Genomic DNA, 12,767 nt, shown 5'->3' with positions numbered 1-12,767 from the left:
ATATACTATTGGTCTCCTGTGGCAACCGGATTCGCCGCATAGCTAATCCAATCACTCCAGCTCCCCGCATACAGCCGCACCTTATTAAAGCCCGCCTCCTGCAGGGCGATAACATTAGGTGTCGCGGTAACGCCCGAGCCGCAGTAGACGATAAGCTCGCGGTCGCGGTCGAGATCGGCGAAGCGGTTGGCTTGCGCCGCGGAGTCCTTCCAAGCGCCAGACTCAGCAAGGCCATCCTTCCAGAAGCGGTTGATCGCTCCGGGAATGTGGCCGGCGACGCGGTCGATCGGCTCGACTTCGCCGCGGTAGCGCGGAGCTTCCCGCGAGTCGATGAGCGTCACGCCTTCGCTGCCGAGCAGGTCTTTCACTTCATCCATCTCAATTAGCATGGAGTGCTGCACCGTTGCGAGATAAGTCGCAGGCAGCGCCACTGTACGTTCGGACGATACCGGCAGATCCTGCTTCACCCAAGCCGAGAAGCCCTTGTCCAGCACATAGACCTGCTCATGGCCAAGATACTTAAGAAGCCACCATAAGCGGGAAGCCATTGCTCCGCCTTGATCGTCATAAGCGACCACAACCGAATCGTTGCTTATGCCAGCCTTGCCGAACGTGACCGTCATTGCGAATATATCCGGCAGCGGATGGCGTCCCCCGACCTCTTCAACCTCCCCGGACAGATCCTTCTCCAGGTCCATATAGACAGCTCCCAGAATATGCGACTCCTCGTAAGCTTTGCCCCCTGCCGTGGGATCGTCCAATCGGAAACGGCAATCCGCGATAACGAGATTCGTGTCCCCCATCTTCTCTTGCAGCCATTCCAACGATACGATATTATTCATTTTGCTTCTCCTCTTTCGTTCAAAATTTCACCTATATCTATAGTATAGTTTACGGATTCAATCTTCAATGGAACGATTCCTCTTCCTATCATCCCACATCTTGGATTGAACGACAAAAAACCCGAAGCGTCAACGCGCTTCGGGCTCAATGTTTTCAAGGTCCCTCTCAACCAATATGCCGCCAACCGCCGTAAGCCGAGATATCTTCAGCATCCTGCTCGGCATAGCCTTCGCATATAAAACCGGGAATTTGCGTCCCATCCGCAAGCTCGACTTTCCCGATGCCGAGCGGCGCAGGTATAAGTGCCGCGAACGCCCCGAAAGCTGCGGCCGGCATTTCCCATACTTCTAATTGGAAGGCATGCCCGCCCTCCAGCCGTTTAATCAAGCCTGGCTTAGGTGGCACGGTCGCCAATTTCACCATTGCATATTTGGCAGCCGTTGCCGCTTCGCGTACGAACCGGGCGCCATGCTCTTGCATCTGCTTCTCCAGCGGTAATCCCCGCATATGCAAGCCGCATACCGCAACGGGAATCATATCCTTCGCCGGACTGCTCACGGGCGTTATCCGTCCATGAGTAATCATCTCCGCCGTACCGGAAACAAGTGCTTCCTCCTCGGCCAGCGCGAACAGCGTTATCCCGAACGGCAGCGACGGAGCAGCTTCTCCAGCAGGGATAGCTACGGCACATAGATCAAGCAAATTGCAGTGGTTCGTATATCGCCCCATATTCGAGTTCGTGCCGATCGGGTCCAACCTCACCTGGTCGCGCAAATACGTACCGCCGCATGTCGGCATAATCATCACGGCGTTGTCCAGCAGCTTCCTTGCAGCGAGCTTATACTGCTGCAGCTCATGCATCGCTTTAAACACGGAAGCGGCAGTCTGCTTCTCCGACGCCCCGGAGCGCAGGATTTGCTCCGTCGTTCCGAACACCGCTTCCGGATTGGCCTCCACAAACTCGCTTAAGCTTGCCCAACGCTCCGCCACCCAGGGCCCGTCGTACAGCAGCGCCGCCGTTCGGCCGAATAATTCATAATCGATATAGGCAATTGGCAGATCAAGCTTTGTAATGCGATCGACTGCCGCATCCCATGCATCGCTATACTCAGCCGCATAAGGTCCGTAGAACTGCGGCGGGTCGACTGGCAAATAAACCTTTTGCGGCAGTCTGGACGCCGATCGATCCAGGCTGCGAGACCAAGGATCGGATGCATCCAAGCCTCGTGCATACGTATCAACCTTAAGCGCATCCTCCAGCGAATGGGCAAACACATTCACGCAATCGAGGCTGGCGCATGCCGGGACGACGCCTTTAGTCGGCCAAGCCCCCAAGCTCGGCTTATAACCGACTAGATTATTCAGTGCAGCGGGAACGCGTCCGGATCCCGCCGTATCCGTGCCGAAAGAAAAGGCGGCATGGCCGCGTGCGACCGCGACAGCCGAGCCCGAGCTCGAACCGCCGCTAATCAGCTCGGGACGCAAAGCGTTATGCGTTTCTCCGTATGGGCTTCGAACGCCTACAAGACCCGTCGCGAATTGGTCCAAATTGGTTTTGCCCAGCGGAATCGCCCCTGCGTCGATCATTCGCCGTACGACTGTCGCGTGCTCGGTCGGCTCATAGGAATAGGCAGGGCAGGCCGCAGTCGTTGCGACTTGAGCCACATCAATGTTATCCTTAATCGCAAACGGTATGCCCCATAAAGGCAGACCTCGTAATTCCGTTTCTTCCAAACGTGCTAGATACGGCTCCAACGCTTCGATAGTAGGAGGCGTGATCCAAATATTCATAGCCGAATCTGCTTGGACACGGCTTATTATCTCTTGGATGACATCCCTAGGCGTAACCGCTTTACTCGCATATAGCTCCTGAAGCACACCGATCGTCAGCTCGAATGGAATAGTCGGCTTGCTCATCATCTCACCCTCCCCCGTCATTTGGGTCTCATCTCGTTAAGCTTGACGGCCAAATACAACTGAAATAGATCATCGCCGTCATCGATGTTAATGCCCAATATTTCGCATACCCGATCGACTCTATAAGAAACGGTATTATAATGCGTAATAAGCTCCGCGGCCGTCTTCTTCAGATTGCGGTTATATTTGAAATACACCTTGATCGTTTCGTAAAATTGCGAATTATGCTTCTGATCGTATTCGAGCAACGGCACGACATACTGATCGCGGAAGCTCATGACCTCCTCCGTGTCCGGGAGATGATATAGCAGCTGATAAACGCCAAGCCCTTTGTAATCAATATAAGGCTCGTCATATTTGCAAATAGCGCTAATATGGTTAATTTTCTTGGCATCATCGTAGCTTTCCCATACCCGGTCAGGACGATTGACCGTCTTGCCAACGCATAGAGAGAAGCCCTGCGAACCGAATTGGGATCGCAGCTCTTCCGCAATTCGGTCAAGCGTCGTTCGCTGCGGGGTTTGCGGAGAACCTGGAATGAGGATGATTAGCTCCCCTTCCAACAGAGTAGCCTGCAAGCCCTCGCACGGCGACTTGGTTCGTAGACGTCTGACGGCCTGCAGCAGCTGCTTAGCAGGAGGCTTCCCGACTATCCAGCGTACAAGCCCCACGTACATATTCTGATAATCGTCCAGCGAGCTGCCCGACGCTTCCGCTCTTATTCTCAAATCCTCCATGGTCACGATTCTTCCTGAAATCCAATCTTGGAGAAACTGATCGATATATTTCAATTCGACCTCTCGTCTAGCGTTCGCATTGATCATCTCCAGCCCTACGAGAATGCCCACGCGGTCGATCGTCAACTGATCGACCACGGAATGCTCCTGATTCCACTCTAATAGAATTAGCAAACATTTCTCGTGCCGCTTATCGTTGACTTCAGATACATATACGCGAATGCGGCGATCACCTATCGTGATGAAGCTGACTCCGAGATTGGATTCAAGCCGCAGTCGAGACCAMAACGCGGTATCCTTAGCCTGCTCCAATCGCTCAGCTTGAGGAGACAGAAACAGCTGATCGGAATCGTCGAGAAGAACAATCGGATTATTAAGCATGCCGTCCAGCGTGTGCATAAACTCCTCGATTCCTTTACCATAGAGGAGCTGTTGGGACAGCTTCTGGAATCGGCTTTGCAGGAGCGACAGCTCCCTCGCCTCCGTAACGAGCACCCGCTCCATAATGTCCCGAACAACATCCGAGAACACTGTCGAAGCCGGGAGCTCGAAAACAGGAAAGTCGAGCTGGTTGGCCAGCTCGAGCGCCCGCGGCGGTATTTGCTCGATAAACCGTTTTGTTTTGATGCCGAGTGCCGCAACGCCTTTCTCAGCCAGCTGCGGAATGATGTCGGCGATTACTTCCGGCTGATCGCGGAAAGGGAATCCGCTCGTGATAAGAAATTCCCCTGGTCGAACCCAATCGATAACATCCGGCACTTCCATTACGTTCACCCGGTTAATGCTCCGATGCATTCCTCCGGTTCCGGCCAATACAACCGCTTCCTTGAAACCGGGCATTAACAAAATGTCCCCGCATGTAATACCTGCCTGATTGTTATTCGCCATGGCTGATCCCCGCAATCTTATTTCTTAATGGAATAGACGTCTTCCACGAGAGTCGTGTTAAAGAAAGAGTTAGCCGGCACATCCTGCTCGACAGGCAGGAACACGCTGATCTGCTCCGTCGGCTGATCATCGTCATTCGCTACGGAATGAACGACTCCCGCAGGGACGTGGAACGTATCTCCGGCTTTGTAGCTTTTCCATTCGCCATTGCATAGAAGCTTAACTTTACCCACCGTAATATATATAATTTCAGCGACATCATGGTAATGCGGCAGCACTTGCCCGCCGACGCCGATTTTCTCCCATAGAATCGAGCTTGAACGAATGCCCAGCTTATCCGCCTGAGCAGCAGATACGATTTCGCGGTGATAGAGATGGATATGATCCGGCATAAGCCCCCACGCCATCTCTTCTCCTACCATTACCTCTGTCTTGTTTGCATTGATCATATCGTTAGTCTCCTGTTCTCAGTTCTTTATTTGATTTATAAAAAAAGGTTAAGCCTTGCGACGAAAGACGACCGCCACCGGTCCGCCACCGGCCGGTCCTTGGTGCTCTGCGCCGCCGGATACATAGATCATCGGATCGCCGCACACGGAAGCAAGAACGCCTCCAACGACCGCGCGGGCATGGCGCGTGTGGTTAATATCCGAATCATCTAGCATCGTATGCCTTTGTCCCCGCACATACCCCGTCGGATCGGCTTCGGCCTTCGCAAGCACTTGCACCATCTCCGCATTCGGGTATTTGTCCAATATCCGCTTTAATGCCGCGGCGTCTATCGCATCCTTCATGACATCATGGTCGATAAAATACGGCCCTTCCGCAAAGACGGAATTGCCGAACACAATAACCTCGCAGTACTGCAGCTCGCTCCCCGCAGACGTAGAAGCGACATCGCTGTATAGCCCCCAAGAATGGCAAATGTCCGATTCCTGCAGTTGCTCACGGTCGATTTCCCCCAGTGCCACTGCAGCCCCGAGAGCCGAGGCGCCTCTGGAGAAGCCCATTGATTTGTACGTATCTTCCGTGACGATGCCCATGCCTCTAAGATGCGCATCCTGAATCTGCTCCGCCGTCAGAAGCGGACACTTAATTTGCACGAAATGAACGTCGGCAGGACTGCCGATGCCTGCCTCGCCGATTGCGCGGCGGACAGCTTCCGCGACTTGATCAACCTGGGCCATGCGCCCGAGCTCTTCGGGCTTGAAGTCGGGCGTTCTCGCAACGCCGATCGCAAGCGATTTCTGCTCCTGTTGAACCGAATCCTTGTCGACCGTTCCGCTGCGGCTGATGACCGAGAAGTGAGGACTCAATATGCCCTCGGTTCCCCCTGACATGACGAATGAGATGGACTTCGCCTTCTCGCCGCTATAGGCAGCGAACAGATTCTTCAAGGCAAGAACGGCAAAACCGCGGGTAAAGTCGTTCACGCAGCCGTTTCCTTCTGTCTTGCCGAGCACGGCTACGACATCCTTCGGATTTATCGTCGAATCTTCAAAGCGCTGTTTCAATGTATGGGTATCGTTAGGTGAACGAGCTGGAACTTTAACAACCGAACATTTCATCATATTTCATCCGTCCTTTGCCAAAATACGACTTTCTTCTCTAGCCAACTGATGCCCCAGAAGAGCACCAACCCGCATAACGCCGAAGCAATAATAGCCGAGAACATTATCGGCGTGTCCATATGATAGGAAGATACGAGCACGACATAGCCAAGCCCCTTGTTCGCCCCGACGAATTCGCCGACGATAGCGCCGACAATGGCGAGCGACGTCGATATTTTCAAAGCCGAGAACACGTAAGGCAAGCTCGTCGGAAGACGAAGCTTCCAGAATATTTCCAGCTTCGTGCCTTTGTACGTCGAGAACAGCTCCCACGCTTCATGCTCGATGGCCTTTAAGCCTTTAACGCTGTTAACGAGAATCGGGAAGAAGCAAATGAGCATGGACGCGACGATTTTGGAGGAATAGCCGGTACCCATCCATACCACTAGCAACGGCGCCAGAGCAACGAGCGGGGTCGTCTTGAGCGCAATCGCCAGCGGGAATATGCCTTTCTCGATCGGTTTGGAGTGTACGAAAATAACCGCTGTTATCATCCCCAAAATGTTGGCAAGCACAAACCCGATCAAAGCCTCCATTAGCGTAACGAACATATGAGACGCCAAGGAGCCGTCGATTACCGTCAGAACAGCCGATGGCGCAGGAAGCAAATAAACCGGAATATCGAACAGACGCACGGCTAATTCCCATATCAAAATGAAGCCTAATGCAAAAGCGACAGGGTACATGATCTCTTTTGTTTTTTTCATCATAGATGCTTGACCCTCTTTCTTAATTCGCTGACCGTATGATGATACTCGGGAAGCTCTTCCATGCCTACCTCTCTATGCGAAGGCAGCGGAACAGGTATAATCGCATCGACTCCGGCAGGCCTAGGCGACATCATGACCACGCGATTGGACATAATAACGGACTCTTGAATGGAATGGGTAACCATGACGACCGTGCTGAGGCTCGTATCCGGGCTTTCCCACAAGCGGAGCAGCTCAAAATTCAGCTTCTCCCTCGTAAATTCGTCAAGCGCTCCGAACGGCTCATCCATCAGCAGCACCGTCGGGTCGGCGGCAAGCGCCCGCGCGATCGCGATTCGCTGCTGCATCCCGCCGCTTAGCTGATGCGGGAAGTGATTAATAAAGTCTTGCAAGCCGACTAATCGCAGCGCGCCCTCCGCCTTTTCCCTCGCAACGCTCTTGGAGAAACGCTTCTCACCGATCGTGAGCGGCAAGACGATGTTCTGGATCGCCGTCAGCCATGGCATGAGGACCGGCTTCTGGAATACCATCCCGATGGATTGATCGCCCGATGCAAAGCTGACCTCCCCTCCGGCGTTCGGCTGGAGGAGATTCAGCATGAGCCGCAATAGCGTTGATTTTCCGCAGCCGCTCGGACCAAGTATGGAAACAAACTCATTTTTATAAATGTCCAAGGATACATTGTTCAGCACCTGAACATCGCCAAACGAAAGGGAACAATTTTTCAATGTAACCGCGACTTCGTTCCTCGAAGAAGCTGATGTTTTCCCGTCATTCAGGTGTGCTGCACGATTCCCCAATTCACTTAATGTCGCTTGCATTCAAATCACTCCCTATTCGATAAATTCATTCGTGAACGCTTCTTCCAAGTTCTGTTCTTCCTTCAAAAACTTCAAGTCGATCAAGCTCTTCTGCAGCTCGCCCCAAGCTTCCGTATCCATCTTTCCAAGCGGCAGATTGTCCGGCTCAAGCAACTCTACGCTAGCTTTCATCATGCCTACTTCATGTTCGAGATTCAGCTTACTGCCGTATTTCAACCCGAATTCCGCAGCCTCCTCAGGGTTAGCAATCGCGTACTCCCAGCCCTTCATCGAGGCTTGGACAAAGCTCTTGACCATCTCTGGATCTTTCTTAATGATAGACTCGGTCGTAAACAGCGTATCGGCATAAAAATTAATGTCGTAATCGCCAGGTTGGATCACATTCACTTCATGCCCTTGCTCTTGAACGGCAAGCATCTCGTTAATCACATAACCCGGCCATGCTGCCACTTGGCCGCTAAGAAGCGGACTCATATCGTATTTCACCGGCATTTCTTCAATCTTCGAAGCTTCGATGCCGGCACTGTTCACCATAGCGCGGTAAGTCAATTCCTCATTGCCGCCTAATTTCACGCCGACCTTCTTGCCGATAAGATCCTCCATTTTCGTTATGCCGGAATCCTTCAGGGCAAACAAGACGAAAGGCGTCTTGCGATATACGGCCGACAGCGCTTGAACCGGTACGCCTTTTTCCCGCGCCATCAAGATTTGATCGGCACCGGTAACGCCGAAGTGCTCGCTTCCCGAAGCGATCATCTGTACGGAAGGGAAATCCGCTCCGCCTGGTCTAATCTCGACATCCAGGCCCGCTTCCTTATAGAAGCCTTTCTCCACCGCGGTATAATACCCGGCGAATTGAGCTTGATGAATCCACTTCAGCCTTAGCACGACCTTCCTCAGTTCAGCCGTCTCTCCGTTCGACGCTTCTGACGAAGCAGGTGCTTGATTAGATCCGCATGCCGTCGCAACGAGCATGATAGCCGCCAATACGATAAACAATGATTTCTTTGAATTTCTCCACATAATAGTTCCCTCCATTTATCTCTTCTCTATAATTTGGTTTTAGTAGATTAATAACTTTGCAGTGCCTTCAGCACATGTTCGGAGCTGCTTACGCTTCCGAATACGCCGCCCTGCATCGTTACCATGTTCAGCGCCGCTTGATGGTTGGCCGGGTCTGTCGCCCCCGTGCAATCCTCCAGAATCAAGCATTCATATCCTCTGTCGTTTGCTTCCCTCATCGTTGTATGAACGCACACATCGGTTGTAATGCCGGTCAATATTAAATGCGTAATGCCTTTGTTTCTCAATACAAGCTCCAGGTCCGTTGCATAAAAGCTTCCCTTCCCCGGCTTATCGATGATCCATTCGCCTTCGATCGGGCTGAGGTCCTCGATGATTTCCCAGCCGGGCTCTCCTCTAACCAAGATTCGTCCGGCTGGTCCGTGCGAGCCGATCTCCGCGCCGATCTGTTTGCTCCTCCACCTTTTGTTAGGAGGCAGATCGGATAGATCCGGCTTATGGCCTTCCCTCGTATGAATAACCGTCATGCCTTCTATTTGCCGAACTCGGTTCAACAACTTCTTGATAGGCTCGATAGGCTTTGCCGTCAGCGACAAGTCATACCCCATTTGCTCCACATATCCGCCTTTGCCGCAAAAATCAATTTGCATATCAATAATGACCAGCGCCGTTTTTGAAGGATCAACGCTTCCGTCAAAGGGCCACGCATAGGGGTTAGCTGTTATCTGCATCGTTGATTCAACTCCTTTCAAACCTCACATGATTGTCGTATTTCATAAGATGATTGCTTTCTTTCGTGTTCATGTGTCACATTATATCACATGTAAATCGGTTTTTGTTTGTGAATTTCACAAATATGCAGGGTTTTTGATTGTGAATTTATACAAAAGAATAATTATGTGTCATGTTTTATTACATAAAGACGATTTTTCACAACAAAAAACGCCGCTTTCCCCCATCGGGAAATGCGACGCTTTTATCGTACAGTAAGCAGCAGTCTTGCTTGCGTGTATCTTGGTTCACGAACACGCATCTACAAACTTTGTTCCGTTATACCTAACACAGGGTCAAAGCTCAGCATCTTCGTCCCGATTTTGTCGATGAAGAACCGGTCATGGCTGACCGTAATGACGGCACCGGGAAAATGGATCAACGCCTGCTCCATCACCTGAATGCTCGTTAGATCCAAGTGGTTGGTCGGCTCATCCAATACAATGACTGCGGCGCCGGAGAGAAGACATTTGGCAAGGGCAACCCTTGCCTTCTGTCCGCCGGAAAGATTGCCGATCGTTTTGCTTAGATCCATCTCCGAGAATTGCAGCATGGATAAGAACTTATTCACCTTTTTACGAGGCGCATCCAGTCCCAAGCCGTACGTATTAACCGCGTGGCTAACGGTATCCTTCGGATCAAGCTCGTCCCACATCCGGTTGAAGTAGGCGTATCCTACGCCTTTCTCCCAAGTCACCTCGCCGGACTCCGGTTTCTCCTGTCCTGTAAGCACCTTAATGAGCGTCGATTTCCCGCTACCGTTAGGTCCCATGATGACTAGGCGGTCTTCCTTCTGAATATCGAAGCTGATATTCTCGAAGATCGTCCGACCGTCGTAGGTCTGTCCGATGCTCTTCACTTCGCACAGCTTATCCGGAAAACGCAGCTTTTCGTAAATATCCGTAATCAGCACGTTAACGGGATGAGGCTCGATCCGCTTCTTGTTGTCTGCCAGTTGCCTTGAAAGCCGGTCCTTCGACGCCTTCTTGCTCGCGCGGCTATCGATCGCTTCAGACTCCATGAGCAGAAGCTCCTCCTCCCACTCGAACTGGCGGTCCAGCTCCTTCTTGCGCATCTTCTTTTTGCGGACATAATCCGTATAATTGCCTTCGTATTCCTGAAAATGATAGTTCTCGATCTCGATCGTGCGCGTAACCACTTTATCTATAAATTGACGGTCATGCGACACTAGAATCATTGCTCCATTGAACCGATACAGCCACTGCTCCAGCCACGTTATCCCTTCGATATCCAGGTAGTTCGTCGGCTCGTCGAGCAAGACGATATCCGGCAGCTCGATTAACATCTTGGCTAGCGCCGCGCGGTTCCGCCAGCCTCCCGACAATTCATCAATAGGCTGATTGCGGGATATATCGTTGAACCCCAGCTTCGTAAGCACCGTGTTAATCTCGACGGAAACGTTCCAGCCGTCCAAATGGTCCATTTGTTCAAAAAGCTCCGCTTGTCTCGCCAGCAGCCGCTCCATCTCGCCATCATCGGTGACGATTCCCAGCTTTTCTCCCACTTCCTGCAGTTCACGCTCGATAAGAGCAACCTGCTCGAAGCACAGCTCCAGCTCTTGTTGAACCGACATGCTGCCGGTCATTTCCGAGAACTGAGAGAAGTAACCGATCTTCACCTTCGGATCTATATCCACTTTGCCAGACGTTGGCTCTTCTTTGCCCATGATCAGCTTGAACACCGTCGACTTGCCCGCACCGTTCCTCCCGATAAGGCCGATACGCTCTCCTTGGCTCACGCGAAAATAAATATCGCGAATGATCAGGGAGTCTTCATACTTCTTAGTCACATTCTCCAAACGAATTACGCTCATCGCTATCACCCTTCTAATTCCGTCGGTCTACCGTGATTATACCACTACCGCCTAATTCGGGAATATTTCCGCCTTCTATGTAAAGTTTACTTGACACGATGAATGGTAACATATACATTATGTATATCAAGCTTAACTTGGAAAATAAATCCTATAGGAGGTTTAAGGCATGACTTATCAAGAAAAAAAGAGCATTGTATCGATCATCAGCGCCATCCTCATTTTCGTTTCTTTCAGCGTATTCAAGTATGTGCGGTATCCGGAGGAAGGACTGGCGTCCACGGAAATGCTTCGTTATTGGGGCTCTTTCGTCCTCGTCCTGACTTTGGTTTCAATCCTCGCGCATATCGTGATCAGCATCGTATTCAACATCGTGTTTCGGATTACAACCGGGGAGAAGGAGCCGACGTTCGCGGATGAACTGGATAAACAGATCGAATTGAAGGCACACCGAAACGGCTTCTTCGTATTCATAATCGGCTTCCTTCTCGCCATGGCATCGCTGGCTATCGAGCAGCCTGTACAAATGATGTTCGTCATCTTGATCGTCTCGGGTTTCATTTCCGATGTTGCCAGCAACGTGACGAAGCTGTATCACTACCGGAGAGGAGTGTAAGAATGGGCAAAAATCTTGTCGGCAATCACATCCGCAAATTACGCTTCAACCATGACGAAATGACGCAGCAGCAATTGGCTGACAAGGTCGGCGTAACCAGACAAACGATCGTAGCGTTGGAAAAGGGCAACTACTCGCCCTCGCTCGAGCTGGCTTTTCGCATCGCTATTGCCTTCGGCTTGCCTTTGGAAGAGGTATTTTTCTACGGGGAACACGCGAGTAAAGAAAAATAGGAGGTTATCTTATGAAATCATCCAATACTGCTGGTAAAATGGTGGGCATACTGTTTATTCTTGCGGCAGCCTCATCGATTATTGGGCTTATCCTGTACGATCCGATCCTCAATGACCCCGATTACTTGATTAACGGCGCTGCTCATGCCAATCGGATCGTACTCGGGGCGCTCATGGAATTGATTCTTGTCGTATCGGCGATCGGCACATCCATTATGATGTTTCCCTTTTTGCGCAGGTACAATGAAAGCCTTGCTCTCGGCCATGTATGCTTCCGGTTCATGGAAGCCGTTATCATTATCATCGGCATCGTCAGCATGCTGGCCCTATTAACCTTGAGCCAGGAGTATGTATCGGCAGGCACTCCGGACGCAGGCTCTTACCATGCTTCGGGCACTGTTCTGCATGCCGTTCACGACTGGACATTCATACTGGGACCTAACTTCATGCTAGGGATTAGTACGATGATGTACAGTTATATCTTCTATCAAACCAAGCTCGTACCGCGTTTTATCTCCATCTTAGGCATGACCGGGGCGACTCTCGTATTCATTGCGGCGTTGTTCGAAATGTTCGGCGTATTTGCTCAGCTTTCCGTTTGGGGCGCGCTCTTATCGCTTCCTGTAGCAGCGAACGAGATGATTTTAGCGATATGGCTAATCGTGAAAGGGTTTAATGGGTCTATACGTTCTCGACAGGTGCATTAAAGCCATAACAAACAGAGCAGCGGACGTCATATTTCCGCTACTCTGTTTAACACCATT

The 12,767-nt window shown here is 51.4% G+C and carries 13 protein-coding genes; 3 read left to right on the top strand and 10 right to left on the bottom strand.

The window, feature by feature from the left end:
- Positions 1–5: 5 nt before the first annotated feature.
- From AB4Z33_RS01505 to AB4Z33_RS01460, 10 genes are all read right to left on the bottom strand, one after another.
- The gene (locus AB4Z33_RS01505; RefSeq protein ID WP_442048188.1) at positions 6–842 is read right to left on the bottom strand and encodes a sulfurtransferase; all 837 of its coding nucleotides are present in this window, start codon (positions 840–842) and stop codon (positions 6–8) included.
- A gap of 166 nt (positions 843–1,008) precedes the next feature.
- On the bottom strand, positions 1,009–2,760 hold the full coding sequence (atzF, locus tag AB4Z33_RS01500) for an allophanate hydrolase (protein ID WP_442048187.1): 1,752 nt from the start codon (positions 2,758–2,760) through the stop codon (positions 1,009–1,011).
- Between the two features lie 17 nt (positions 2,761–2,777).
- Positions 2,778–4,385, bottom strand: a complete 1,608-nt coding sequence (locus tag AB4Z33_RS01495) for a PucR family transcriptional regulator (protein WP_442048186.1) — start codon at positions 4,383–4,385, stop codon at positions 2,778–2,780.
- A 17-nt stretch (positions 4,386–4,402) separates the two neighbouring features.
- Entirely contained in the window at positions 4,403–4,834 is a 432-nt protein-coding gene (locus AB4Z33_RS01490; RefSeq protein WP_337100498.1) for a cupin domain-containing protein, read from the bottom strand.
- Positions 4,835–4,882: 48 nt separating this feature from the next.
- Positions 4,883–5,956: a ring-opening amidohydrolase gene (locus AB4Z33_RS01485; protein ID WP_442048185.1), complete on the bottom strand. Its 1,074-nt coding sequence runs from the start codon at positions 5,954–5,956 to the stop codon at positions 4,883–4,885.
- Positions 5,953–6,705, bottom strand: a complete 753-nt coding sequence (locus tag AB4Z33_RS01480; protein ID WP_442048184.1) for an ABC transporter permease — start codon at positions 6,703–6,705, stop codon at positions 5,953–5,955. The genes AB4Z33_RS01485 and AB4Z33_RS01480 overlap by 4 nt, the downstream gene beginning before the upstream one ends.
- Entirely contained in the window at positions 6,702–7,526 is an 825-nt protein-coding gene (locus tag AB4Z33_RS01475) for an ABC transporter ATP-binding protein (RefSeq protein WP_442048183.1), read from the bottom strand. The genes AB4Z33_RS01480 and AB4Z33_RS01475 overlap by 4 nt, the downstream gene beginning before the upstream one ends.
- A gap of 12 nt (positions 7,527–7,538) precedes the next feature.
- Complete coding sequence (locus AB4Z33_RS01470; protein WP_442048182.1) at positions 7,539–8,549, bottom strand: ABC transporter substrate-binding protein; 1,011 nt, start codon at positions 8,547–8,549, stop codon at positions 7,539–7,541.
- Between the two features lie 47 nt (positions 8,550–8,596).
- The gene (gene biuH / locus AB4Z33_RS01465; RefSeq protein WP_442048181.1) at positions 8,597–9,280 is read right to left on the bottom strand and encodes a biuret amidohydrolase; all 684 of its coding nucleotides are present in this window, start codon (positions 9,278–9,280) and stop codon (positions 8,597–8,599) included.
- Between the two features lie 302 nt (positions 9,281–9,582).
- Positions 9,583–11,154, bottom strand: a complete 1,572-nt coding sequence (locus tag AB4Z33_RS01460) for an ABC-F family ATP-binding cassette domain-containing protein (RefSeq protein WP_442048180.1) — start codon at positions 11,152–11,154, stop codon at positions 9,583–9,585.
- Positions 11,155–11,323: 169 nt separating this feature from the next.
- Here AB4Z33_RS01460 and AB4Z33_RS01455 point away from each other — a divergent pair, with 169 nt between their 5' ends.
- Genes AB4Z33_RS01455 through AB4Z33_RS01445 form a run of 3 tightly spaced genes read left to right on the top strand, consistent with a single transcriptional unit; the run spans position 11,324 to position 12,710 of the window.
- On the top strand, positions 11,324–11,770 hold the full coding sequence (locus tag AB4Z33_RS01455) for a hypothetical protein (protein WP_442048179.1): 447 nt from the start codon (positions 11,324–11,326) through the stop codon (positions 11,768–11,770).
- 2 nt (positions 11,771–11,772) lie between these two features.
- A complete protein-coding gene (locus AB4Z33_RS01450; protein WP_442048178.1) occupies positions 11,773–12,003 on the top strand; it encodes a helix-turn-helix transcriptional regulator in 231 nt (76 codons plus the stop codon).
- An 11-nt stretch (positions 12,004–12,014) separates the two neighbouring features.
- Positions 12,015–12,710: a DUF4386 domain-containing protein gene (locus AB4Z33_RS01445; protein WP_442048177.1), complete on the top strand. Its 696-nt coding sequence runs from the start codon at positions 12,015–12,017 to the stop codon at positions 12,708–12,710.
- The last annotated feature ends 57 nt before the right edge of the window (positions 12,711–12,767 follow it).

This window comes from Paenibacillus sp. 2TAB19 (assembly GCF_052115185.1).
Lineage (GTDB): Bacteria > Bacillota > Bacilli > Paenibacillales > Paenibacillaceae > Pristimantibacillus.
The sequence above is the reverse complement of the archived record's forward strand: the minus strand, read 5'-3'. Positions and strand labels throughout refer to the sequence as shown.